Source organism: Edwardsiella ictaluri ATCC 33202, assembly GCF_000264785.1.
Classification (GTDB): Bacteria; Pseudomonadota; Gammaproteobacteria; order Enterobacterales; family Enterobacteriaceae; genus Edwardsiella; species Edwardsiella ictaluri.
In genome coordinates this window covers 58,131-82,153 of the sequence record NZ_AFJI01000018.1, presented here as the reverse complement: position 1 = coordinate 82,153, position 24,023 = coordinate 58,131, and the positions used below count along the sequence as shown (strand labels likewise).

The window sequence follows — 24,023 nt, the reverse complement described above, 5'->3', positions numbered from 1 at the left end:
GAGTCGACTCCAGAGTCAAGCCACAAATGAGACACATTCCTTTTTACTTACAGACCGCGCGCCTCGCATCTAGGCGACGGAGTAGAAAAGCATGCGCACCCCATGCCCGGCGACTGATTTTTTGCTACACTGATGTACTCCGATAAAGAGTGTATATTTCATTGAAAATGAAGAAAAAACGCCCCGTATTGCAGGATATAGCCGATCGCGTCGGCGTCACCAAAATGACTGTCAGCCGCTACTTGCGCAACCCCGAGCTGGTCTCGCTGCCTCTGCGCGGAAAAATCGCCGCGGCGCTGGATGAGCTGGGCTATATTCCCAACCGGGCGCCCGATATTCTCTCTAACGCGACCAGTCGCGCTATCGGCGTGCTGCTGCCCTCGCTAACCAACCAGGTTTTCGCTGAGGTTTTACGCGGTATCGAAAGCGTCACCGATCAGCACCACTACCAAACCATGCTGGCCCACTATGGTTACCACAAAGAAAAGGAGGAGGAGCGCCTCACCTCCCTGCTCTCCTACAACATCGATGGGCTGATCCTGGCCGAGCGCGACCATACCCCGCGTACCCTGAAGATGATCGAGGTCGCCGGCATCCCGGTGGTCGAGCTGATGGACAGCATCTCCCCCTGCCTCGATATGGCCGTGGGCTTCGACAACGTTGAGGCCGCGCGGGCAATGACCCAGGTCATCATCGCGCGCGGCCACCGCCGCACCGTCTACTTTGGCGCCCGACTCGACGAGCGTACGGTGATGAAGCAGCAGGGCTATGAAGCGGCGATGTACGCCGCCGGCCTGACGCCGCGCAGCGTCATGATCCCACGCAGCTCCTCCTACTCCGTTGGCGGTGAGCTGCTGCGTGAAGCGCTGAAGCGCTACCCCGATATGGACAGCATCTTCTGTACCAACGATGACCTGGCCGTTGGCGCAGCCTTCGAATGCCAGCGCCTGGGGCTGCGTATTCCGCAGGATATGGCCATCGCCGGCTTCCATGGGCACGATATTGGCCAGGTGATGGAGCCGCAGCTCGCCAGCGTGCTCACCCCGCGTCAGCGCATGGGCCAGCTGGCCGCCGAACGTCTGCTGGCACGCCTGCGCGGTGAGCGCCGCGCCGAATCCGCCGCCATCGATGTCGGCTTCACCCTGCTGTACGGTGGCAGCATTTAGCCGCTCTCATGCACCGCTGTACCCCGGTATGATCACGCTGGGCGGCATACGGTACGCCCTGCCTACATATCCCTAACAACTGCGAGTAGCATCACAGTTATTAATCATACCATTTAACATTCATTGCTAATTTATCCAACGCACCAGAGAATGTTACCCATAACAGTTACCAGTAACATTGGATTGCGCGGCAACTTGTCGCCCACCGGGGAATACAGCATGAGCGAAAGCCAACAGCAAAAACACGTCTTTGTTCTGATGGGTGTTTCCGGCAGCGGCAAGTCCGCCGTCGCCAACGCCGTCGCCCAACGGCTGGGCGCCGCCTTTCTGGACGGTGACTTCCTGCACCCACGCGCCAACATCAGCAAGATGGCCGACGGCCACGCGCTGAACGATGACGATCGCACGCCGTGGCTCCAGGCCCTCAACGATGCGGTCTTCGCCATGCAGCGTACCAACGGAGTCTCGCTGATCGTCTGTTCGGCGCTGAAAAAGCGTTACCGCGACATGCTGCGCGATGGTAACACCAACCTCTCATTCATCTACCTGCAGGGTGACTTCGCCCTGATCGAAAGCCGCCTGTTGGCGCGCAAAGGGCACTTCTTCAAACCGCAGATGCTGGTTTCCCAGTTTGCGGCCCTGGAAGAGCCGACGACCGAAGAGCGCGACGTGTTCGCCATCGACATCAGCCAGCCGCTGGACAACGTAGTGGCCGACACCCTGAATACCATTAAATCCATCATTGCCTAGGAGCACCGACGATGAGTACGTTAACCCTCGTAATGACCGCAGTCGGCTCCGTGCTGCTACTGCTGTTCCTGGTCATGAAGGCGCGCATGCACGCCTTTGTGGCCCTGATGCTGGTCTCTATCGGCGCCGGTATCTTCTCCGGTATGCCCATCGATAAAATTGCCCAGACCATGCAAAACGGGATGGGCGGCACGCTGGGCTTCCTCTCTATCGTGGTGGCGCTGGGCGCCATGTTCGGTAAAATCCTGCACGAAACCGGTGCGCTGGATCAGATCGCCGCCCGCCTGCTGAAGAGCTTTGGTGAAAAACACGCTCACTACGCGCTGGGCATCGCCGGTCTGGTGTGCGCCCTGCCGCTGTTCTTTGACGTCGCCATCGTACTGCTGATCGGCGTCGTGTTCGCCGTAGCGCGCCGCACCGGTGGCAACGTGGTCAAGCTGGCCATTCCGCTGTTTGCCGGCGTGGCCGGGGCCGCCGCCTTCCTGCTGCCGGGGCCAACCCCGATGCTGCTGGCCTCCCAGATGGGCGCCGACTATGGCTGGATGATCCTGATCGGCCTGTGCGCCGCCATCCCGGGTATGATTCTGGCCGGCCCGCTGTACGGTAACTTCATCAGCAAGCACGTCACCCTGGCGCTGCCAAAAGATATTCAGGAGCCGAGCCTGGGCAAAGGTCAACTGCCCTCCTTTAGCTTCAGCCTGGCACTGGTACTGTTCCCGCTGGTTCTGGTCGGTATGAAAACCATCGGCGCCCGCTTCGTTGAGCAGGGATCCGAGCTGTACAAGTGGCTGGAGTTCATCGGCCATCCGTTCACCGCCATCCTGCTGGCCTGCCTGGTCGCTACCTATGGCCTGGCCATCCGCCGCGGCATGAGCAAAGAGAAAGTGATGGACATCTGCTCCGCTGCCATCCAACCCGCCGGTATTATTCTTCTGGTCACCGGTGCCGGCGGCGTCTTTAAGCAGGTTCTGGTGGATTCCGGCGTGGGTCCGGCGCTGGGGAACTCTCTGATTGGTGCGGGTCTGCCCATCGCTGTTGCCTGTTTCGTTCTGGCTGCCGCCGTACGCGTCATCCAGGGTTCCGCAACGGTAGCCTGTCTGACCACCGTCGGCCTGGTTCTGCCGGTCATCGGTGAACTGGGCTACAGCGGTGCACAGCTGGCGGCCCTGTCCGTCTGTATCGCTGGCGGCTCCATCGTCCTGAGCCACGTCAACGACTCCGGCTTCTGGCTGTACGGTAAGTTCACCGGTGCCACCGAAGCCCAGACCCTGAAAACATGGTCTGCCATGGAAACCATCCTCGGCACCACCGGCGCCGTGGTCGGGATGCTGTTCTTCATGGCGCTGTAAGTCCTACGACCGACGGCAGCGGGGCGCGATATTCGCGCCCCGTTTTTTTATTGATGCGGCAAACCCTGACGCTTTCACGGCTCAGGATCAGGCGCAGACCGCGCTGCGGTGAGCAGCATCACCGCAGCGCGGTCGATCCAGCGCGCCATGTGCCGATAGCCACGCCGCATCACCGGCAGCGCAAATACCGACGCCACCAGACTGAACCAGATAAAGGTTTCGCTGACGATCAGGATGAACAGCCTGACGCGTTGACCGCCGGTGACCTCATCGCCAGCGGCCCGGCACGCTCTATACCCATGGCACGCGGGTACTGCAAACCGGCCTCAAACTGAGGATGGCGCCGCTGATCGTGCCTATTCCTGCCCCTCATCCAGATGTTCGCGGATCAGGGTCATAAACGGTGCACCAAAGCGCTCCAGCTTACGCTGGCCAACGCCATTGATACTGAGCAGATCGCCCGCCCGCAGCGGCATCTGCTCTGCCATTTCCAGCAGGGTCGCGTCGTTAAACACGACGTAGGGCGGGATATTCTCTTCGTCGGCGATCGCCTTGCGCAGTTTGCGCAGCTTGGCAAACAGTTTGCGGTCATAGTTGCCGCCATAGCTCTTCTGTGCACTGCTGCGCGCCTTGAGGTTGATGACCCGGGGAACTGCCAGCTGCAGGGCGACCTCTCCCCGCAGTACCGGGCGCGCCGCCTCCGTCAGCTGTAGCGCCGAGTGCAGGGCAATATTCTGTGTCACCAGCCCCAGATGGATCAGCTGGCGCAGGATGCTCACCCAGTGCTCGGTGCTGTGCTCGCGGCCAATACCGTAGACCGACAGCTTATCGTGCCCCCATTCGCGGATGCGGGCGCTGTTGGCGCCGCGCAGCACCTCAACTACATAGCCGATACCAAAACGCTGCCCGACGCGGGCCACGGTAGACAGCGCCTTCTGCGCATCGAGCAGGCCATCGTAGCGTTTGGGCGGATCCAGGCAGATATCGCAGTTATCGCAGCTCTCCTGCCGCCCCTCGCCAAAGTAGTTCAGCAGCACCAGACGGCGGCAGGTTTGCGCCTCGGCAAAGGCATTCATCGCATTCAGCTTGTGACGCTCGATCTCCTTCTGTGCGCCCTCTGGCTTCTCTTCCAGACAGCGGCGCAGCCAGGCCATATCGGCCGGGTCGTAAAACAGCAGCGCTTCCGCCGGCAGCCCGTCGCGCCCGGCGCGCCCGGTCTCCTGATAGTAGGATTCGATATTACGCGGAATATCAAAGTGCACCACGAAGCGAACGTTGGGCTTGTTGATCCCCATGCCAAAGGCCACCGTCGCCACCACAATCTGCAAATCATCGCGCTGAAACGCCTCCTGCACCTCGGCGCGGCGACCATTGTCCAGCCCGGCGTGATACGCACCGACGCTCAAACCACGGCTTTGCAGGCGCGCGGCGGTGTCCTCCACCTTGGCGCGACTGTTGCAGTAGATGATGCCTGACTTCCCGCGCTGCGACTGCACAAAGTGCCACAGCTGATCCAGCGGTTTAAACTTTTCGATCAGGGTATAGCGGATATTGGGGCGGTCAAAGCTGCTGACCTGTACCAGCGGATCGCGCAGATCGAGCAGGCGCAGGATATCCTGGCGGGTCGCGTCATCGGCGGTTGCCGTCAGCGCGATCACCGGCATCTGCGGAAAACGGTGCTTAATCTGCCCCAGCGCGCTGTATTCCGGCCGAAAATCGTGCCCCCACTGGGAGATACAGTGCGCCTCATCAACCGCCAGCAGCGTGGGATTCCACTGCGGCAGCGTATCCAGCAGATTATCCATCATCAGCCGCTCTGGGGCGATGTACAGCAGACGGATCTCCCCGCTGCGGCAACCGGCATAGACCGCCTGCTGCTGTTCACGGCTCAGGGTCGAATTCAGGCAGGCAGCATTTACCCCGTTAGCCTGCAGCTGATCGACCTGATCCTTCATCAGGGATATCAGCGGAGAAACAACGATGGTCAACCCATCCCGTACTAATGCCGGTATTTGGTAACACAGGGATTTTCCGCCCCCGGTCGGCATTACCACCAGACAGTCGCGCCCGGCTATCGCCGCCTCGACGATGGCCTGTTGTCCCGGGCGGAACTGCTGATAACCGAAGGTGTCTTTAAGCACCCCCTCGGCCAGCCTCTCTGTATTAATGACCGCTGCCGTTGCCACACTGCTCCCCGCAAACCATAAAAAAACACCGGCGCTATTTTAGGCGTACGCGCCGGTTTTGTCCCGCGTTACAGGATATCGTTCAGCATGACACCGACGCCGAAGCGGGTCTGGCGGAAGTTATAGTCGATTAACGACTCGCCATAGCCACTGAACAGCTGGGTATAGAAGCGGACGTGGCGGGTCAGCGGATAGCTCCAACCCAGCTCAGCCGCGCCATAGCCGCTGTTCCAGTTGTAACGCCCACGCAGGCTGAAGACGCTCTCGCCCAAACGGTAACCCATCTCTGCCTCGTAGTATCCCATGTACTTGGTGATATCGGGGTTATCGTCCTTGCTCGGACTCTCAGGAATGCGATACCACGGCATCAGCTGAACCTGAAAATTCCCGTTCTGCGCCAGAAAGCGGGTATAGACACGGTTCCAGCTGCGCGAGGTCGGATCCGCCCGGCCATTGGACTGGTGCACCCCACCCGCCTCAATATCGCGCAGCACCCAGCCGCCGAACAGGGGATAGTCGGTCGCCCAGCCTAAAAACAGGCGTGGTTCATAGTTAGTTTCGCGAAACGGAGAGGATTCGCTGCGGTTAAACGCCTGCCACCAGGACTGCTGGGTATAGGCCGCGCCGAGCACCGAGTTATCCCCGGCGATACCGCGCCAGATAGGAAATGCCAGGCTAATCTGAAATTTAATCTCATTCTTTTTAGCCTGATCGCCCCAGTCGTAAGAGCTGATGGCCTCTTTATTGATGTCGCTGGTCTGGGTATACAGCACATAGTTGGTGGCGTAAGGATAGAGCGTAAATGGGTTATCATAATGCCGCAACATATTGGCGATCACCCCTTCGTTATGCTGCAATGCCTGGGTAGCCCCAGACTCCCCATCTGCCTGTGCCGTCAACGGCAGCAGTACCAATCCGGCCGCCATCCATGTCCGACCGGAAATCCTCTGTTTTTTTAATTCTTTCATGACCACATCACTCATCGAAACACACCGCCCACAATGGGCAAAACATGCCGGAGCGCGCGCGGAGGCGCCTGGCACTAACCTCTAGCCACTCTCATCGGTATCGTAACCCGATGCCATTCCCTCTCAACCTTAACGCACCGTACCCGCGGCGTTCACGCCGCCATTTTAACGCTGAGCCTTTACGGAAAAATACAGTAGACTCCTCCTCTCACTATTCTGCAGGACGCCACGAGAACTCCGAGATGGACACACAACACACCCGCCAGGGGATCTTACTGGCACTAACCGCTTACCTGATCTGGGGGATCGCGCCGATCTACTTCAAACTGATCCAGCAGGTTCCGGCGACCGAGATCCTGACCCACCGCATCATCTGGTCGTTTTTCTTTATGCTGATCCTACTGGCCATTGGCCGTAGCTGGCGACAGCTTTACGCCCTGCGCCATACGCCTTACAAAATTGCCCTGCTGGCGCTTAGCGCCTGCCTGATCGGGGGTAACTGGCTGTTGTATATCTGGGCCGTCAATCATAACCACATGCTGGAAGCCAGCCTGGGATATTTTATCAATCCCTTGGTCAATGTGTTGCTGGGGATGCTATTTCTCGGCGAGCGCTTTCGCCGGATGCAGTGGCTGGCGGTAACATTAGCCATCGTCGGCGTCATGGTTCAGCTATGGCAGTTCGGCTCCGTACCGGTGATCGCGCTGGGGCTGGCTTTCAGCTTCGCCTTCTACGGCCTGCTGCGCAAAAAGATCGCCATCGATGCACAGAGCGGCATGCTGATGGAAACCCTATGGCTGCTACCGCTGGCGCTGTACTACCTGTTCGTCGCAGCCGACTCTCCCACCAGTCACCTCAGTGCTAATCCGCTGTCGCTAAACCTGCTGCTGATCGCTGCCGGTGTCGTCACCACCGTTCCTCTGCTCTGTTTCACCGCGGCAGCGACCCGTCTGCGCCTCTCTACCCTGGGCTTTTTCCAGTACCTCGGCCCTACGCTGATGTTTCTGCTGGCAACCCTCTGCTATGGTGAGCAGATGACCCGCGACAAGCTTATCGCCTTTGGCTTTATCTGGAGCGCGCTGCTGCTGTTCATCCTTGATGCACTCTACACCCAGCGTCGCCTACGGCGCAGAGAGGGCGTGACGCGAGATCCAGCGCGCCACGGTCGGCCCCATCAGCAAAATGGTAAACAGGCGTAGCATCTGCAGGGCCATGACAAACGCCAGATTCGCCTGGCTGCCGACGGCGACAATAGCAATGGTGTCCAGCCCGCCAGGGCTGGTTGCCAGATAGGCGCTAAGAGGATCGATCGGCAGCACCTGCGTAAGCCCCCAGGCCATCAACGCGCAAAACAGCATCAGAGCCACAATCGACAGGATGATCTGCGGCAGGGCGCGCAGCGCCAAGACAAAGATCGCACGGGTAAACAACAGGCCAACCTGCCAACCGATCAGGGTATAGGCGATGGCCAGCAGCCACTCCGGGGTTTGCGGCGTCATGACACCGGTGGAGTTACACAGGGCGCCTATCAGCATCGGCAGCAGCAGGGCCCCTGCGGGAATACGCAGCCGACGTCCCATCCAGGCGCCGCCGCCGGCGAGGAGCAGCGTGGCAACAAACTCCCACCCCAGCGCGGGAAACCAGGGGAGATCCGAAGGTGCCCCCTGCGGCGCATCGCCCAACCCCATCCGTACCACCAGCGCTGCCGCCGCCGCGACAAACAACACCCGCAGGTATTGCATAAAGGCCACCAGCCGTACGTCGGCGCCGAACTCACCCGCCATCGCCACCATCGCTGACGCACCGCCGGGCGACGCTCCCCAGGCGCCGGTGGGACCGGGCAAATCGCTCATGCGCACCAACAGCCAACCGGTAATCGCACTGCACAGCTGAGTACACAGCAGCACCAGCAGGACTATGGGCCAGTCATCCAGCAACGGCGACAGGAGTGCCAGCGACAGCGCGCGGGCGATCATACAGCCGAGGATCGCCTGAGCCATCGGCATCGCCAGTCGGTGCATCCGAATGGTCGCTCCCCGCAGCCCCATCGCGACGGCGGCCAGCATGGGCCCCAGCAGCAGGGCTGCGGGCAGGTGCAGCCACAGAAATAGCCCCCCCAGTCCCAGCGACAAGGCCACCAGTATGCTCCACTGCTCTCCGTGCGCCAAACGCTCCACCGAGCCTCCTGCCCCTATCACATCACGTTATGATAAGCATTTTCCCCTGAGAGAGGGTACAAAAAATAACGGCCCCAACGGGGCCGTTATTTACCAAAAAGTGCGGAGGCTCAGAGCCATTTTTTACGCTTAAAGTAGAGGTAGGGCGCAAGGCCCGCCAGGATCATCAGCAGGATGGCACCGGGATAGCCAAACGACCACTTCAGCTCCGGCATAAATTCAAAGTTCATCCCATAGCTGGAGGCGACCAGCGTCGGCGGCAGAAAGACCACAGAGACCACCGAGAAGATCTTGATGATACGGTTCTGCTCGATATTGATAAAGCCCATCGCCGCCTGCATCAAAAAGTTGACCTTCTGAAACAGGGATTCATTGTGCGGCAGCAGGGATTCGATATCGCGCAGAACCTCACGGGCCTGCTCCAGCTGGCTTGCCGGCAGGCGCGCCTTACGTACCAGGAAGTTCAGCGCACGCTGGGTATCCATCAGACATAAGCGGACCTTCCAGCCGATATCCTCCAGCTCGGCCAGGGTGGACAGCGCCTCGTCATATTCATCCCCCTGCTGGCCTTCCATGATAACCCGACTCAGCTTCTCCAGATCGCTGTAAATATTTTCGATCTCATCAGCCAGCTGCTCAATTTTGGTTTCAAACAGATCCAGCAACAGCTCATAGGCGTTGCCGTCCACCAGCATCTGATTGCGCGCCCGCATCCGGTACAGACGAAACGCCGGCAGCTCGCGCTCACGCAGGGTAAACAGACGCCCTTCTCGAATGGTAAAGGCGACGGTGGAGTTTCCGGCATGATCCTCCGCATCTTCATAGTAGAAGAAGGAGTGGATATGCAGGCCATCCTCATCCTCGAAGAAACGCGCAGAGGCCTCAATATCATCCAGCTCCGGGCGGGTGGCCAGACTCTGGCCCAGTTCACTCTGTACGCGCTGGCGCTCATCCTCTTCGGGCTCGACCAGATCCACCCACAGCGATGCAGTGAGATGGTCCGTGTCATCCAGCTCCATACGGGATAAGCGACCGTGGTCTAAACGAAATGCACTTAGCATGCTTTAACTCCGTTGCGGTGACTTCAGGATCACGCATGGAGCACGGGAAACAAACCGGGGGATACGTCACCTGCCTGTTTCAGACCATATAAGATCTGACTCTGCGACGCATTAAAGGTCGCTGACAACCACTAAGGCCATCAGCATCGGTGGATAGCCTTAGAAGTTGTACCCGCGTACGGGTCCAATGAGCCAGCATCTACTGGGTGTGTCCAAGGCGTATGTCCTCACAGATTAATCGTGCGCGCATGTTACGCCGACAGGAAAAAGCCTGTCAACAGGCTTACACAACTCAACGCCGTCCCTACAATACCTCAAGACGGGCATACGCGGCGACCAGCCACTTAATTCCCTCGCCCTTAAAGGCAATCTGTAAACGGGTATGCTCTCCGCTGCCCTCCAGGTTAATGATAGTTCCCTCGCCAAATTTGGCATGGGCGACGCGCTGTCCCAGACGATAGCCGCTATCACTCTGGCTTAACGGCGTACCCATACGCGCATGGCTGACGGGGCGCGTCACGCTGGCGCGCAGGCGAACCTCTTCTACGCACGTCTCCGGCAGCTCGCCGACAAAGCGTGACGGACGGTGATACACCTCTTTGCCATACAGACGTCGGCTCTCCGCATAGGTCAGGGTCAGCTTACGCATCGCCCGGGTCACGCCGACGTAGGCCAGGCGCCGCTCCTCCTCCAGCCGCCCCCCCTCATCCAGCGACATCTGGCTGGGGAACATTCCCTCCTCCATCCCAACGATGAAAACCTGGGGAAACTCCAGCCCCTTGGCGGAGTGCAGGGTCATCAGCTGTACCGCGTCCTGATACGCATCGGCCTGTCCCTCGCCGGACTCAAGGGCGGCATGAGACAGAAACGCCTGCAGCGGCGATAGCTCATCATCGTCCTCATAGCTGAACTGGCGCGTTGCCGTCACCAGCTCCTCCAGGTTTTCGATGCGCGTCTGTCCTTTCTCGCCCTTCTCCTGCTCATACATCTGACGCAGCCCGGAGTCACGGATCACCCGATCGGTCTGCACGTGCAGCGGAAGGTCGTCGCTGTCCTGCGCCAGCGCCTCAATCAGTTCCAGAAAACGACGCAGCGCATTGGCGGCGCGCCCCGGAAACACCTGCTCCTGCAGCAGCGCACGGGTCGCCTGCCACAGGGTAAGCTGGCGATCGCGGGCCGTCTGACGCACCACGTCCAGCGTCCGATCGCCGATGCCGCGTACCGGCGTATTCACCACCCGCTCAAAGGCGGCGTCATCGTTACGGTTGGACAGCAGACGCAGATAGGCCAGCGCATCCTTGATCTCCTGACGCTCGAAGAAACGCATTCCCCCATAAATCCGATAGGGTGTCGCCGCCTGCAGCAGCGCCTCCTCCAGCACGCGGGACTGGGCGTTACTGCGGTACAGGATGGCGCACTCTTTCAGGGCGCCGCCGTTATCCTGCCAGGCCTTGATTCGGTTAACCACGAAGCGCGCCTCATCCAGCTCATTGAACGCACAGTACAGTGAAATCGGCTCGCCCTCACCGTCCTCCGTCCACAGCTTTTTACCCAGACGCCCATCGTTATTTTCAATCAGCGCGTTGGCCGCGCGCAGGATATTGCCGCTGGAGCGGTAGTTCTGCTCCAGGCGGATCGTCTGTGCACCGGGAAAATCATCGAGGAATTTCTGAATGTTCTCTACCTGAGCGCCGCGCCAGCCATAGATCGACTGATCGTCATCGCCGACGATCATCACCCTGCCGCTGTCACCGGCCAGCATGCGGATCCAGGCATACTGAATACGGTTGGTATCCTGGAACTCATCCACCAGGATATTGTTAAAGCGGGCGCGATAGTGCTCCAGGATCTGGGGCTTGTGCAGCCACAGCTCATGCGCGCGCAGCAGCAGCTCGGCAAAGTCCACCAGCCCCGCGCGATCGCAGGCTTCCTGATAGGCCTGATAGATGCGCAGCCAGGTTTGCTCCACTGGATTACCATAACTTTCAATGTGCTGTGGGCGCAGCCCATCATCTTTCTTGCCGTTGATGTACCACATACCCTGGCGCGCTGGCCACTGTTTCTCATCCAGATTCATGGCCTTGATCAGGCGCTTCAGCAAACGCAGCTGATCTTCACTATCGAGGATTTGAAAGTCCTGCGGCAGGCCGGCATCTAAATGGTGGGCGCGCAGCAGGCGGTGTGCCAGACCGTGGAAGGTACCGATCCACATCCCCCCCTGGCTGGTGCCAATCAACGCCTCAATACGGTGCCGCATTTCCGCCGCCGCCTTATTGGTAAAGGTGACCGCCATGATGGAGAACGGCGAACAGTTTTCTACCGCCAATAGCCAGGCGATACGGTGCACCAGAACACGGGTCTTACCGCTGCCTGCGCCGGCCAGCACCAACAGGTTGCTGCGCGGCGCGGCTACCGCCTCGCGCTGTTTATCGTTCAGGCTGTCAAGCAGGTCAGATACGTCCATAGGCACCGTCTTTTGGCTGGAAAAATGGCACCATCAGCACCATTTTACTGGGGATTTATACAGAAACTGTCGGGAATTATATCAGTGCGAGCAGCGAATCCAACCGCGAAATCTCGACGTGGGGTAACAGGCGGCCCTCGGCGGCGCACAGCAGCGAGCGGCCGCGATCGTTCACCCAGCAGGCCTGCATACCGCTGCGCACGGCGCCGGCAACGTCGGTCGTCAAATCGTCGCCCACATGCAGGATCTGCGCAGGCGCCAGGCCAAAACGCTGGGCGGCGGCCAGATACATGTCACTGTAGGGCTTAGCACGTCCGGCCGGCCCGGCACGCAGCACGAAGCGAAAGTACTCCCCCAGACCACAGCGCGCCGGATCGGCATTGCCGTTGGTGATCGCCGCCAGCGGCAGGCGTGCCGCCAGCGCCTTCAGTGTCTGGTGCGTCCCGGAGGGGACCGTGATACGGCTGCGCCATTGGGCAAAGTGGGCCATCGCCTCATCGGCGCCATCATGACAGTACGCCGGGCTCAGCCCTGCGCGCCACAGCGCCTCATACACCGTACGCCACCGCCACTGGGTCACGTCATGGTAGATTTCCGGATCGCTGGCCCGCAGCTCGGCGCGCAGGCGCTGCCAGTCAGCGCTCCGGAAATCCTGCAGGGCGGGGAAGCGGCGGCGTAAAAAATCCAGTGCGGCCTGCTCGCTGCGCACAATCACCGGATGGTTATCGTACAGCGTATCATCCAAGTCAAAGGTCAGCGCGGCAGGACGCTGTAACCGGCGGTAAAAGTGCATCAGGTTTTCCCTCTTTTGGCGCGCGGATGCGCGGCATCGTACACGGTAGCCAGATGCTGAAAATCGAGATGGGTATAGATTTGCGTCGTCGAGAGGTTGGCATGCCCTAACAGCTCCTGCACCGCGCGCAGATCGCCGCTGGACTCCAGCATATGGGTGGCAAAGGAGTGACGCAGCTTATGGGGATGAATATGGCTGGTCACGCCCTGTTTCACGCCCCACTCTGCAAAGCGCTTCTGCACGCTGCGCGGTGAAATACGCCCGCCGAGGCGCGAGACAAACAACGCATCATCCTGCGGTTGCAGCGACAAACGCAGCGACAGCCACTTCTGTAGCCAGCGCACCGCCTCGCGCCCCACCGGCAGCCGACGCTCTTTGCTGCCCTTCCCCAACACCCAGACCTCACCCGTCGTCAGATCGGCATGGCGACAGTCCAGACCGACCAGCTCCGATAGGCGCAGACCGCCGCCGTACATCACCTCCAGCATTGCGCGATCGCGTACGGCCAGCGTATCGCCCTCATCGATATCCAGCAGCCGATTAACGTCGTCCACATCCAGATTTTTGGGCAGGTGACGCCCCTGGCGCGGCGCAGAGACGCCTTTGGCCGGATTGGCCGTCAGCGCGCCGCGGCTGACCTGCCAATCCAGAAAACTGCGCAATGCCGACAGGCGCAGCGCCAGACTCGCCGGCTCCAGTCCCTGGCGACGGCTGCGCGCCACCAGCGAGCGCACCCGCACCGTATCCAGCGCCGTCCAGTCGCAGAGGCCACCTTCTAACAGCAGCGCCACGCTCGCCGCCAGCTGGCGGCGATAGGTTTCGACCGTGCGCGGGCTGAGCTGACGCTCAACGCGCATCATCTGCAGAAACGCGACGACGGGCGTACTCAGCGACTCGGGCAAGGACGTCATTGCCGCTCGATCCAGCGGGTCAGCATCGGCGGGATCAGCCGCGCCAGCTGCTCCAGCAGCGCTGTTCCCATTCCCTGCTGATAGTGCTGCACATCAGCGCTGGTAAACACCAGCAGCCCCAGATCGGCAAAATCCCCCATCAGCGAGAGGGCGACCGATCCCACATGGCGCGCCTGCGGCAGCAGCAGCAGCAGCTCCTGGCCGTTCAGGCTACCCAGATAGTGGCTGGCATCGCCCAGGCGCTGAATACGCAGCAGCTCTACGTCTGACCGGGCGATCGCCAGGTGGGAAAAGCGCGACGGCGCGCCAAGGCGCCAACGATCGGAAAACAGACGGATATAGGCACCGGACAGCCCCAACGAACGGGCCCAGCGCTGCAGGCGCTGCAGAAAGTCATCCACATCCTGCGCCGATGCCAGGTGGCCCTGTAGCGCCAGCAGGCTGCCGAACAGCCGCTCGTTGTCTCGCGCCAGCGTGATGAGCTGTTCAATCTCCTGATCCAGAACAGCAATCTGCCGGCGCTGGCGGCCCAGCTGCCACTCCAGCAGAGAGACAGCCCCCCGCACCGGGTGCGGGATCATCATCTGCTCCACCAGGCGGGCATTACGAATAAAGAAATCAGGATGCTGCTGCAAATAGGCCACAACCTGATCATCAGCCAGCGACGGCTGAAGACGGTCGCGGCTATCCCTCTCGCTCATAGCTACCTACCGTTTACAAATGGATGAATCCATCATAGACGTGGGCGGCAGGTCCGGTCATCAACAGCGGCGTCCCCGGCCCCGGCCAACGGATGTGCAGGGTACCGCCGGGCAGATCCACCTGCACCTGCTCATCCAGCAATCCCTGCTGGATCCCCACGGCTACCGCCGCACAGGCACCGCTGCCGCAGGCCTGCGTCTCGCCGGCACCACGCTCATATACCCGCAGCCGGATATGACTGCGCTCGACCACCTGCATAAAACCAACGTTTACCCGCTCAGGAAAACGCTCATGGCTCTCCAGGGACGGCCCCAGCAGCTCAACCTGAGCCCGGCTGATGTCCTCTACCTGCAGGACACAGTGAGGGTTTCCCATCGAGACCGCGCCGCACAGCACGGTCTGCTGCGCCACGCGTAAAATATAGGTTTTCTCCGCCTTGGCGGCTTTGAAAGGGATACGCCCCGGCTCAAACTGCGGCTCTCCCATATTGACCGTCACCCGATCGTCCTCACCCACATGCAGCGTCATACGGCTATTCTGGGTACTGACGCGGATATCACGCCGGTTGGTCAGCCCCTTGATCCGAACAAAACGGGCAAAGCAGCGCGCGCCATTGCCACACTGTGCGACCTCGCTGCCGTCGGCGTTAAAGATACGATAGTGAAAGTCTAGGTCGGGATCGTAGGGCGGCTCAACCACCAACAGCTGATCAAATCCTACTCCGGTATGCCTGTCGGCCAGGCGGCGGATCAACTCCGGTGAAAAGTAAACGTTCTGGGTAACGGCATCCACCACCATAAAATCATTACCCAACCCGTGCATTTTGGCAAACTGCATGTCCCTACCCCTTGATGAATACCTGCAAACGTCTACTCTTGGCACACGGTGTGCAGCTCAGCGGGCTTTCCCGGCCTCAGCGGCGGGTGCCGTATTCGGCGTCTGCGGATTCGGTGTCTGGGCAACCGGCTCGTGGGACGGTGCCTGCACGCCATAGGCGTCCGGTGCCTTTTGTGCCACCGGAGCCTGCTGCGCTGGCGGGAAGTACAGCGGCCCTTTCAGCCCGCATCCGCCCAGCGTCGCGGCACACAGCACCAACAGCGCACTACGGAATTGTCTGTTCATTGTATTAATGCCTGTGATTCCTCGGTTCAAGCTTTCTATAATCGCAGTTGGATACTGAAAAGCAATAGGAAATGATTATGAATGACAGCGAGTTTCATCTGTTGGCCGACGGGCTGATGCAGGCGCTGGAAGAGGCGCTGGACGCCTGCCAGAGCGATGCGGATATTGACTGTGAGACCAACGGCGGCGTCATGACGCTGAGCTTTGAGAACGGCAGTAAAATCGTGATTAATCGACAAGAACCCCTGCACCAGATCTGGCTGGCGACACGCGCCGGGGGCTATCACTTTGATTACCGTAACGGACAATGGCGCTGCTCGCGCAGCGGCGTGCCCCTTCCTCAGGTGCTGAATGAGGCATGCAGCGCACAGGCCGGTATCCCGGTAACGCTGGATCTCTAGACGGGGTTCAATATACCTTGAACTGCTGGCGCGGCGCGGCATCGCCGTCGCCTTCCGTCTCTGCGCCGGGCGACGCCACCGCCTTGCTGCGGAATGGGATCACCTGCGCCCGCCCCTCTACCGTGACGATCTGATAAAACTGCGGCAGGTTGAAGTTGATAAAGCTGGAGCCATAGGTAAAGCGATCGTGTGACGACGAATAGAAGCGGCTGACATCGCGCACCAGCTCCTCTTTACTGCCTTCGCAGTGGTGGTACACCTCGACGCGGTTGGACTCATCCAGAATATAGATATTAAAGCCGTCGCACTCGCCGTCCTCAAAAAAGAACTGAATGATCCCCTCGCTGGCATAACCATCGACCACCGCTGGCAGATGCGCCTGATCGGTCTCCACCTGCATCGACAGGCCGTGCAGTTTATTGTTGGAGATAGCGCCATAAAATTCGACCGCATTTTCCAGCTTTTGCACCGACACACTCAACCGTTCGAAGAAGAGCCCCCAGGTCTGGCCGGCCACCCGCACCGCCTTGAAGCGCCCCGCCTCCTGACGGCTGCTGGAAAGGCGCAGATCGATACACTCCGAAACCAGCTGCTGTAGCCGGGTGCGGATCAGCCCGCGCAGGTGGCGGCTATAGCAGAATACCTCTACGGCCTCCGGCGGCGCGGCGTCCTGGTGCATCTTACCCAGGATGGTCTTCAAGGCCTCCAACACCGCCTGCTCACCGCTAAAGTGCAGGGTTCGCACCTCATTCCACGAGTTGCGGTACAGCAGATCAACGCTGCCAACCAGGCACTGCTGCTGCTCGCCAAAGCTAAAGACATCCAGCTGACGGAAATCAAAGTGCACCACCTGATTATTGAAGGTGGCAGTAGGATCGTGCTCCAGATTGACAATGATCGCCAAATGGCGGATCTCGCACGGGCTATACAGCGCCTTGGGCGTCGGCGCAGAGAGACGCAGCGGGAAGTGGCTGGAGACATCGCGTACCAGCTCCCGCAGCTTGTTCAGATCGCACTGACTGCTGTTCGCCTTAATATGCAGACGGGTCTCTTCCGTCAGCAAACCGTTAAAATAGGCCCAGGCCACCAGCTTATTCAGGTAGCGGTTATACTCCAGCGGCTGATGGCTGACGATGCTGTCAATGGTCGGCGCCTGGTTGTACAGGTACCAGCCGCTGCGATTGGCGCGGCCAACCGGCACATAGATAAAGGTCAGATCGCGCTCGGACAGATCCGGCGAGATCTGCGGATTCACCAGCGTCACCTTGCCCGGCAGCGCCTCAAAGGCGGCGTACAGCTTACGGGTCAGTACTCCTATATCCTGCGGGCTGGCGCTGACGCTCAGGTTATTGCGGCGCGCGAAGCGGATCAGGTTACGATAGCTTTGCATCATCGCATCCAGCAGCTCATTATGCGCCTCGCGCACCTGGCCAATCTTCCAGTTGGCACGGTTGTCGAGCGAACGGATCAGCGCCTCATCCCAGCCCCAGTGAGCCACCAGCTGACTGAGGATTTCCCGGCGCCAGCCAACGCAGGCGCGGGCGCGCGACATCTTTTCGCACACCTTGAGATAAAAGCAACGGCGCGCCAGGTCGAGGCGGGCGTGATCGCCGATCTGCTCCAGATAATGGGTAACCCGATCCAGCATCATGCAGTAGGGATCGAGGCCGAAAGAGACGATCTCCCCTTTATGCAGGCGCTGTTTAATGTCCATCGCCAGCAGCTCGGTATTGGGATACTCCCAGGAGTAGGCCTCCAGCAGCAGGGTTTTCAGTACCGCCTTATAGGGGGAGTCGATACTTTTATACAACTGCCACAGACTGGCGCCAAAGTACTCCTCCGCCGACAGCGAGCTCAGTCCGCCAAGATCGAGCCACTCGTTGGGCGTCAACGCCCCCTGTGCGTAGAGTGACAGCACATACTCATCGTAGTGCTCTTCTTCCTCACAGGGCACCATACTCCACAGAATGCGCTTGCCCGCCAGGCGAACGGCGGTGCGGTAAAACTCATCCAGCAGCAAAATATGCTGGGTTGAGCCGCAGTCCTCTCCCCCCAAGCTACCGCTTTCGTTGTGACGAAACCGATTCTCGTCAATCAGGAAAAAGCTGACCTCAACCCCCAGCGACGCCGCCCACTCCTCCAGCAGCGTGCACTTTTGCTGCAGCTGACTACGCTCGCTGGCATCGAGCCAAGAGTGGTGACAGACCCAGATATCCAGGTCAGAGCTACAGCTCTGGCCGATGGAGGAGGTGCTGCCCATGGTATACAGTCCGGTAATCGGCATCTGATCCGACCCCGTCACCGGGGGAAGACTGCCCGGCGCACGCTGCTCCAGATGCAGCAAGTAGTTCTGCTGCGGCTCATCCGGCGTAAAGAAACAGATCCCGTGAGGAACGTTACCCTCCAGGTAACCCGGCATCAGCGGATGGTGAAAATGCAATAAGGTAGGCAGCAGCGTATATACCTGCTGAAAAGCGGGGCCCATCGCCGACAGCGCCCGCTCAACCCGCAGTTGGTTAATCGCGTCCAGTCGTTGCTTCAGTGTCTCGATATAGAGGTACAAGACGTTTCGCCTGATTTTTCCGGTATACGAAGGGAGACTTGTTTCCACGTCCCCACGATGGTTTTATTAATGGTAATTATAGATAGGAAATTGCTGGAAACGTGATCAATCTAACACCTTGCCGATTGACCGTAAAGATACAAAACCACACAATTAATATTGCGCTCCTCTTATCATTGATCTTTCCGGCTTTTCCAACGCATTTCCCCACACCTTCCCATATTCTCCTTCCGCGCACGCACGCTGCATGCCAATACGACAACATGGTAGGATGGCGCTTAGGCAAATAAGGGATATTCACATGCAATCAATGACAACGGCAACGCAGCCCACGCTGCGTATCGCAACACGCCAAAGCCCGCTGGCGCTGTGGCAGGCGCACTATGTCCGGGATCAACTGCTGGCCCAGTGGCCGCAGCTGACGATAGAGCTGGTGCCTATGGTCACCCGTGGCGACGTTCTACTGGATACCCCGCTGGCCAAAGTCGGCGGCAAGGGGCTGTTCGTGAAAGAGCTGGAGCTGGCGCTGCTGGAGGGACGGGCCGATATCGCCGTGCACTCCATGAAAGATGTACCGGTCGCCTTCCCCGACGGCCTGGGGCTGGTGACCATCTGCCAGCGCGAAGATCCGCGCGATGCCTTTGTCTCACCACGCTTTGCCTCACTAGAGCAGCTGCCGCCCGGCAGCGTCGTCGGCACCTCCAGCCTGCGCCGCCAGTGTCAGCTGCGCGCAGCGCGTCCGGATTTGCAGATCCGCGATCTGCGCGGCAACGTCGGTACCCGCCTGGCTAAACTGGATGCCGGTGACTATGACGCCATTATTCTGGCCGCCGCCGGTCTGAAGCGCCTGCAGCTGGAAGATCGCATCCGTACGCCGCTGACGCCGGAGCAATCGCTGCCCGCCGTCGGCCAGGGCGCGGTCGGTATCGAGTGCCGGTTGGCGGACGACGCCACCCGCCGCCTGCTGGCTCCACTCAACCATGCCGAGACGGCGCTGCGCGTCTGCGCCGAGCGGGCGATGAACACCCGTCTGGAGGGCGGCTGCCAGGTTCCCATCGGCAGCTATGCCGAAATCGACGGAGACCGGCTGTGGCTACGCGCGCTGGTCGGTGCGCCGGACGGCTCGCTGATGATTTGCGGCGAACGGCGCGGCCCATTGGCGCAGGCGGAAGCGATGGGAACCGCGCTGGCCGATGAGCTGCTGGCGCGCGGCGCGCGCGCTATCCTCGACGCCGTCTACTGCCAGAAAGCGTAAGCGACCATGAGTATTCTGGTCACTCGCCCCTCTCCCGACGGTGAGCAGTTGGTCGACCGCCTGCAGGCGCTGGGGATGGAGGCATGGCATACGCCGCTGATCAACTTTGCCCCCGGCCGGCAGCTGGCGCAACTGCCGGAGGCCGCGGCTGCGCTGCAGCGGGGCGATCTGCTGCTGGCCGTTTCCCGCCACGCCGTTCTCCACGCCGCAGAATCGCTGCGGCAGGCCGGTCGGGAGTGGCCCACCGCTCCGCGCTACGCCGCTATTGGCCACAGCACCGCACAGTCGCTACGGGCCGCCTGTCGCCAACCGGTGATCTTTCCATCGGCGCCGGAAACCTCGGAGGCGCTTCTGGCGCTCCCTGCCATACAACAGCTGCAGTCCCGGCGGGCGCTGCTCCTGTGCGGCAACGGCGGGCGCGAGCTGATCGCCAATGCCCTGCACGCGCGCGGCGTATCGGTCACCCTATGCGAATGCTATCGCCGGGTCGCCATCGCCCACCCCGGTGACGAGCTCTACGCACGCTGGCGGCAACAGAAAGTCTCGACACTGGTAGTGACCAGTGGTGAAATGCTGCAACAGCTCTATGATTTAGTTCCTGAATACGATCGGCGACGTTGGCTCCTCGGCTGTCGGCTGATCGTCGTCAGCGAACGTCTGGCACAGCGCGCCCGGGATCTGGGATGGCAGGAGATCCGGGTGGCGGAAAGCGCCAACAATGATGCGCTATTGCGTACGCTACAGATCAACTGACCATGGGATAATGCCACGATGACGGAACCCACTACCCCGCCAGACAAGGCGGCCGCCGCTGAAACAGCTACCAAGCAGGCGCAGCCGCTGGAGCGCGCTCACAAACAGGATAAGCAGCTCGTGAAAAAATCCGCCGCCAGTGGCCCGGCGCTGGGCGCCATTGCCATCGTACTGGTTATCGCCCTCGGTGCCGGTCTTTATTACCACGGGCACCAACAGGCACAAATGCAGCAGGCCACCGAACAAAGTCTGCAGGAGCAGCTCAGCGCGCTGCATACCGCGCAGGCGCAGGAAAAGCTACGGATGGAGGCGCTGCTGAATAAACAGGCGAAGGCGCTGGATGTCGCCACGCAACTGCAGGCCAGCCAGTCACAGCAACTCAAGGAGCTGGAGCAAAAGGTCGCCGCGATCTCCGGCAATGACGCCAACACCTGGAAGCTGGCGCAGGCCGATTTTATGGTGAAGCTGGCCGAACGCAAGCTGTGGAGCGATCAGGACGTCACCACCGCCATCGCCCTGCTGAAGAGCGCCGACGCCACCCTGGCAGGACTGGGTGACCCCAGCCTGCTGGGCGTACGCCGCGCGCTGACGGAGGACATTGCCACCCTCTCCGCGCTCAACCAGATCGACTTTGACGGTATTATCCTCCAGCTGAATCAGTTGGCCAATCAGGTTGACGATCTGCGGCTGGCGGATAATGACAGCGACGAAGCGCCGATGGATCAGGATGACGGTGAGCTGAGCGCCTCTCTGAGCCAGTGGCGACAAAATCTGGCCAAAAGCTGGCACAGTTTCATCTCCGAATTTATTACCATCCGCCGTCGCGATAGCAGCGCCGAGCCCCTGTTGGCACCCAGCCAGGACGTATATCTGCGTGAGAATATCCGCTCTCGCCTGCTGATCGCCGCTCAGGCAATACCGCGCCACCAGAATCAAATCTACCAGCAGTCGTTGGAAAGCGTCTCAGCCTGGGTTCGCGCCTATTTTGACGTCAACGATCCGAGCACCAAGGCGTTTTTAAACCAGATTGACGCCCTTAGCCAGCAGTCCGTCAGCATGATATTGCCCGATGCCCTGAAAAGTCAGCCGCTGCTGGATAAACTGCTGCACGCCCGGAGCCACGCGCTGACCGCCGCGCCGACCGCGCCCGCGACGCAGGGGGAATGACCATGCTCAAGGTTCTGCTGCTGTTTATCATTCTAATCGCCGGCATCGTGCTCGGTCCGATGCTGGCTGGCCATCAGGGGTATGTGCTGATCCAGACCGACAGCTACAATATCGAGACCAGCGTAACCTCGCTGGTGATCATGTTGATCCTGTTGATGCTCGCGCTGTTTGCCCTGGAATGGCTACTGCGGCGGTTGCTGCGCACCGGCGCCCGTACCCGCGGCTGGTTTATCGGACGTAAGCGCACCCGCGCGCGCCGCCAGACCTGTGCAGGATTGCTCAAGCTGACGGAGGGCGACTACGGCCAGGTTGAAAAACTGCTCGCGCGCAATGCCGATCACGCCGATCAGCCACTGGTAAACTACCTGCTGGCGGCCGAAGCTGCACAACAGCGCGGCGATGAGCTGCGCGCCAACCAGTATCTGGAGCGCGCTGCCGAGGTCGCCGGAAGCGATCCGCTGCCGGTCGATATCACCCGTGTACGCCTGCAGCTGGCGCGTGGGGAGAACCACGCTGCCCGCCACGGGGTGGATGCCCTGCTCAACTATGCGCCGCGTCATCCCGAAGTCCTGCGTCTGGCAGAGCAGGCCTATCTGCGTACCGATGCCTTCGGCCCACTGTTGGAAATCCTGCCCGCGTTGGCCAAGCAGGGGCTGCACAGCGATGATGATATCGAGAAGCTGCAGATCCGGGCCTATATCGGCCTGATGGATCAGGCGATGGCCAACGGCGGCAGCGAAGAGCTGAAACAGTGGTGGAAAGCGCAGAGGCGTACAACGCGTCATGAAACCGTGCTGCAGGTCGCCCTGGCCGAACACTTGATAGAGTGTGACGATCACGGCGCCGCGCAGCAAATCGTCGTCGACGGACTGAAGCGCCGCTTTGATGAGCGCCTGGTGCAGCTGATGCCGCAACTGAAGTCCGGTAATCCCGAACAGCTGGAGAAGCTGCTACAACAACAGATCCGTCAGCATGGCGCCAGTGCGCTGCTCAACAGCACCCTGGGGCAGCTGCTAATGCGCCACGGCGAGTGGCAGCAAGCGGCAGAGGTGCTGCGCGCCGCGCTCAAGCAACGCCCGGATCCCTATGACTACGCCTGGCTCGCCGATACGCTGGACAAGCTACACCGCCCGGAGGAGGCCGCACAGATGCGGCGCGACGGCCTGCTGCTAACCCTGCACCAGGATCAGCCGACCGCCTGAGTCCCCCGCACGTCCGCGCTCAGAATAGCGCCAGCATTATCATCCGGCCCGCTCACTGCGGGCCTTTTTTTGGCAAAAAAAACACCTGCCGGCAGGCAAGTGTTGAAAAAGGACAATCAGATCTTAAGACAACTGATCGGTGCCTCACTCAACGACGTGTCCGTGGCATACTGACGTTAGGGACAGCACGATTCGGACGATAGGCACCACAAGTCGGCTCTGCATCATTCTCAGATTTATGAAGCTTGCGCAAACATAAGGGGGCGAATGAGCATCTACGGGACAAGTATTGCATAAATCATGCCAATATTAAAACCCGATGCCTACCGCCGATGCTGCGTGCATGCGTCACCGGCATGTCGTCTTTCGGCGACACCGATACAGTGATTTGTTTTTTATTGTTTTAAAACATAAAGATAAATGTTTCTTTATGGCGACATACCGATCGCACACCGTCGTAAAAAAGAGACAGAAAAGAGATACGATTAAAAGTCCGCCACAATAAATTAAGGGGATAAGAGAAACATAAACGAGAGAAAAGGAGGAAGTAGGTAGGGTTAACGGAAACGCAGATACAAAAAAACCCCGCGATGCGAGGAGATGGGGGATGGTCGGCGAGAGAGGATTCGAACCTCCGACCCACTGGTCCCAAACCAGTTGCGCTACCAAGCTGCGCTACTCGCCGATTCATTTAGTCCCAATATGGGTGTGGTGCGAAGAGAGGGACTTGAACCCTCACGTCCGTTAAGACACTAACACCTGAAGCTAGCGCGTCTACCAATTCCGCCACCTTCGCATGCCACTTGAATCTGGGGTGGCTAATGGGACTCGAACCCACGACAACTGGAATCACAATCCAGGGCTCTACCAACTGAGCTATAGCCACCAATGTACTTCTTAACTTAACGCGGTAATGATACCACCGCAGCTCTTGCGCCTTAAGCAATATGGCGCGCCCGACAGGATTCGAACCTGAGACCTCTGCCTCCGGAGGGCAGCGCTCTATCCAGCTGAGCTACGGGCGCTCAGCGCC

At 60.0% G+C, this 24,023-nt stretch carries 19 protein-coding genes, 4 tRNA genes and 2 pseudogenes; 9 read left to right on the top strand and 16 right to left on the bottom strand.

Features of this window, described 5'->3' with window-relative positions:
- Positions 1–167 precede the first annotated feature (167 nt).
- The 3 genes from gntR (at position 168) to gntU (ending at position 3,265) form a co-directional block, all read left to right on the top strand.
- Positions 168–1,166 carry a gluconate operon transcriptional repressor GntR gene (gene gntR / locus EIEH_RS02040; protein ID WP_015869600.1) on the top strand — a complete coding sequence of 333 codons (999 nt, stop codon included), beginning with the start codon at positions 168–170 and terminating at the stop codon, positions 1,164–1,166.
- Positions 1,167–1,385: 219 nt separating this feature from the next.
- Positions 1,386–1,916: a gluconokinase gene (gene gntK, locus EIEH_RS02035; RefSeq protein WP_015869599.1), complete on the top strand. Its 531-nt coding sequence runs from the start codon at positions 1,386–1,388 to the stop codon at positions 1,914–1,916.
- Between the two features lie 11 nt (positions 1,917–1,927).
- Positions 1,928–3,265, top strand: a complete 1,338-nt coding sequence (gene gntU, locus EIEH_RS02030) for a gluconate transporter (protein WP_015869598.1) — start codon at positions 1,928–1,930, stop codon at positions 3,263–3,265.
- A gap of 76 nt (positions 3,266–3,341) precedes the next feature.
- Here gntU and EIEH_RS19570 read toward each other — a convergent pair.
- The 3 genes and pseudogenes from EIEH_RS19570 to pldA all read right to left on the bottom strand — a co-directional run.
- Positions 3,342–3,540, bottom strand: a pseudogene (locus EIEH_RS19570) (LysE family transporter); the annotation flags it as partial.
- A gap of 81 nt (positions 3,541–3,621) precedes the next feature.
- Entirely contained in the window at positions 3,622–5,451 is a 1,830-nt protein-coding gene (gene recQ, locus EIEH_RS02025) for an ATP-dependent DNA helicase RecQ (RefSeq protein ID WP_015869596.1), read from the bottom strand.
- Between the two features lie 68 nt (positions 5,452–5,519).
- A complete protein-coding gene (pldA, locus tag EIEH_RS02020; RefSeq protein WP_049640097.1) occupies positions 5,520–6,419 on the bottom strand; it encodes a phospholipase A in 900 nt (299 codons plus the stop codon).
- Positions 6,420–6,661: 242 nt separating this feature from the next.
- On the opposite strand from pldA, the pseudogene rarD reads away from it, so the two are divergent.
- Positions 6,662–7,546, top strand: a pseudogene (gene rarD / locus EIEH_RS02015) (EamA family transporter RarD); the annotation flags it as partial.
- Here the strand turns inward: rarD and EIEH_RS02010 are convergent.
- The 8 genes from EIEH_RS02010 to lptM form a co-directional block, all read right to left on the bottom strand.
- The gene (locus EIEH_RS02010; protein ID WP_015869594.1) at positions 7,541–8,596 is read right to left on the bottom strand and encodes an AbrB family transcriptional regulator; all 1,056 of its coding nucleotides are present in this window, start codon (positions 8,594–8,596) and stop codon (positions 7,541–7,543) included. The pseudogene rarD and the gene EIEH_RS02010 overlap by 6 nt on opposite strands.
- 110 nt (positions 8,597–8,706) lie before the next feature.
- On the bottom strand, positions 8,707–9,657 hold the full coding sequence (gene corA, locus EIEH_RS02005; RefSeq protein WP_015869593.1) for a magnesium/cobalt transporter CorA: 951 nt from the start codon (positions 9,655–9,657) through the stop codon (positions 8,707–8,709).
- A 304-nt stretch (positions 9,658–9,961) separates the two neighbouring features.
- Complete coding sequence (uvrD, locus tag EIEH_RS02000; RefSeq protein ID WP_015869592.1) at positions 9,962–12,121, bottom strand: DNA helicase II; 2,160 nt, start codon at positions 12,119–12,121, stop codon at positions 9,962–9,964.
- Between the two features lie 76 nt (positions 12,122–12,197).
- Entirely contained in the window at positions 12,198–12,914 is a 717-nt protein-coding gene (yigB, locus tag EIEH_RS01995; protein ID WP_015869591.1) for a 5-amino-6-(5-phospho-D-ribitylamino)uracil phosphatase YigB, read from the bottom strand.
- The gene (gene xerC / locus EIEH_RS01990) at positions 12,914–13,825 is read right to left on the bottom strand and encodes a tyrosine recombinase XerC (RefSeq protein WP_035608526.1); all 912 of its coding nucleotides are present in this window, start codon (positions 13,823–13,825) and stop codon (positions 12,914–12,916) included. The genes yigB and xerC overlap by 1 nt, the downstream gene beginning before the upstream one ends.
- Positions 13,822–14,526: a DUF484 domain-containing protein gene (locus tag EIEH_RS01985; RefSeq protein WP_015869589.1), complete on the bottom strand. Its 705-nt coding sequence runs from the start codon at positions 14,524–14,526 to the stop codon at positions 13,822–13,824. Before EIEH_RS01985 ends, xerC begins: the two co-directional genes overlap by 4 nt.
- Positions 14,527–14,539: 13 nt before the next feature.
- Positions 14,540–15,364: a diaminopimelate epimerase gene (dapF, locus tag EIEH_RS01980; RefSeq protein ID WP_015869588.1), complete on the bottom strand. Its 825-nt coding sequence runs from the start codon at positions 15,362–15,364 to the stop codon at positions 14,540–14,542.
- A 57-nt stretch (positions 15,365–15,421) separates the two neighbouring features.
- Positions 15,422–15,649: an LPS translocon maturation chaperone LptM gene (gene lptM, locus EIEH_RS01975; RefSeq protein ID WP_015869587.1), complete on the bottom strand. Its 228-nt coding sequence runs from the start codon at positions 15,647–15,649 to the stop codon at positions 15,422–15,424.
- 77 nt (positions 15,650–15,726) lie between these two features.
- Here lptM and cyaY point away from each other — a divergent pair, with 77 nt between their 5' ends.
- Positions 15,727–16,050: an iron donor protein CyaY gene (gene cyaY, locus EIEH_RS01970; protein WP_015869586.1), complete on the top strand. Its 324-nt coding sequence runs from the start codon at positions 15,727–15,729 to the stop codon at positions 16,048–16,050.
- A gap of 7 nt (positions 16,051–16,057) precedes the next feature.
- On the opposite strand, the gene EIEH_RS01965 is transcribed toward cyaY, so the two are convergent.
- Positions 16,058–18,613 (bottom strand): class I adenylate cyclase, encoded by a 2,556-nt coding sequence (locus EIEH_RS01965; RefSeq protein ID WP_015869585.1) that lies wholly within the window; start codon positions 18,611–18,613, stop codon positions 16,058–16,060.
- Between the two features lie 301 nt (positions 18,614–18,914).
- Between EIEH_RS01965 and hemC the strand changes: the two genes are divergently transcribed.
- The 4 genes from hemC to hemY are packed head-to-tail and all read left to right on the top strand — an operon-like array spanning position 18,915 to position 22,990.
- On the top strand, positions 18,915–19,868 hold the full coding sequence (hemC, locus tag EIEH_RS01960; RefSeq protein ID WP_015869584.1) for a hydroxymethylbilane synthase: 954 nt from the start codon (positions 18,915–18,917) through the stop codon (positions 19,866–19,868).
- A 6-nt stretch (positions 19,869–19,874) separates the two neighbouring features.
- Positions 19,875–20,621: a uroporphyrinogen-III synthase gene (hemD, locus tag EIEH_RS01955; RefSeq protein ID WP_015869583.1), complete on the top strand. Its 747-nt coding sequence runs from the start codon at positions 19,875–19,877 to the stop codon at positions 20,619–20,621.
- 18 nt (positions 20,622–20,639) lie between these two features.
- Entirely contained in the window at positions 20,640–21,788 is a 1,149-nt protein-coding gene (hemX, locus tag EIEH_RS01950; RefSeq protein ID WP_015869582.1) for a uroporphyrinogen-III C-methyltransferase, read from the top strand.
- A 2-nt stretch (positions 21,789–21,790) separates the two neighbouring features.
- Entirely contained in the window at positions 21,791–22,990 is a 1,200-nt protein-coding gene (gene hemY, locus EIEH_RS01945; RefSeq protein WP_015869581.1) for a protoheme IX biogenesis protein HemY, read from the top strand.
- Between the two features lie 608 nt (positions 22,991–23,598).
- On the opposite strand, the gene EIEH_RS01940 is transcribed toward hemY, so the two are convergent.
- The 4 genes from EIEH_RS01940 to EIEH_RS01925 form a co-directional block, all read right to left on the bottom strand.
- Positions 23,599–23,675, bottom strand: a tRNA-Pro gene (locus EIEH_RS01940).
- Positions 23,676–23,699: 24 nt separating this feature from the next.
- A tRNA-Leu gene (locus EIEH_RS01935) sits at positions 23,700–23,786 on the bottom strand.
- A gap of 14 nt (positions 23,787–23,800) precedes the next feature.
- Positions 23,801–23,876: transfer RNA gene (locus EIEH_RS01930), tRNA-His, on the bottom strand.
- Between the two features lie 62 nt (positions 23,877–23,938).
- A tRNA-Arg gene (locus tag EIEH_RS01925) sits at positions 23,939–24,015 on the bottom strand.
- Positions 24,016–24,023 lie beyond the last annotated feature (8 nt).

Excerpts from the sequence above, each read along its gene's own strand:
- cyaY (WP_015869586.1), top strand. The coding sequence starts at position 15,727 with ATGAATGACAGCGAGTTTCATCTGTTGGCCGACGGGCTGATGCAGGCG.
- uvrD (WP_015869592.1), bottom strand. The coding sequence starts at position 12,121 with ATGGACGTATCTGACCTGCTTGACAGCCTGAACGATAAACAGCGCGAG.
- gntK (WP_015869599.1), top strand. The coding sequence starts at position 1,386 with ATGAGCGAAAGCCAACAGCAAAAACACGTCTTTGTTCTGATGGGTGTT.
- xerC (WP_035608526.1), bottom strand. The coding sequence starts at position 13,825 with ATGACGTCCTTGCCCGAGTCGCTGAGTACGCCCGTCGTCGCGTTTCTG.
- hemY (WP_015869581.1), top strand. The coding sequence starts at position 21,791 with ATGCTCAAGGTTCTGCTGCTGTTTATCATTCTAATCGCCGGCATCGTG.
- pldA (WP_049640097.1), bottom strand. The coding sequence starts at position 6,419 with ATGAAAGAATTAAAAAAACAGAGGATTTCCGGTCGGACATGGATGGCG.
- dapF (WP_015869588.1), bottom strand. The coding sequence starts at position 15,364 with ATGCAGTTTGCCAAAATGCACGGGTTGGGTAATGATTTTATGGTGGTG.
- gntR (WP_015869600.1), top strand. The coding sequence starts at position 168 with ATGAAGAAAAAACGCCCCGTATTGCAGGATATAGCCGATCGCGTCGGC.
- corA (WP_015869593.1), bottom strand. The coding sequence starts at position 9,657 with ATGCTAAGTGCATTTCGTTTAGACCACGGTCGCTTATCCCGTATGGAG.
- yigB (WP_015869591.1), bottom strand. The coding sequence starts at position 12,914 with ATGCACTTTTACCGCCGGTTACAGCGTCCTGCCGCGCTGACCTTTGAC.
- lptM (WP_015869587.1), bottom strand. The coding sequence starts at position 15,649 with ATGAACAGACAATTCCGTAGTGCGCTGTTGGTGCTGTGTGCCGCGACG.
- hemC (WP_015869584.1), top strand. The coding sequence starts at position 18,915 with ATGCAATCAATGACAACGGCAACGCAGCCCACGCTGCGTATCGCAACA.
- hemD (WP_015869583.1), top strand. The coding sequence starts at position 19,875 with ATGAGTATTCTGGTCACTCGCCCCTCTCCCGACGGTGAGCAGTTGGTC.
- EIEH_RS01985 (WP_015869589.1), bottom strand. The coding sequence starts at position 14,526 with ATGAGCGAGAGGGATAGCCGCGACCGTCTTCAGCCGTCGCTGGCTGAT.
- gntU (WP_015869598.1), top strand. The coding sequence starts at position 1,928 with ATGAGTACGTTAACCCTCGTAATGACCGCAGTCGGCTCCGTGCTGCTA.
- hemX (WP_015869582.1), top strand. The coding sequence starts at position 20,640 with ATGACGGAACCCACTACCCCGCCAGACAAGGCGGCCGCCGCTGAAACA.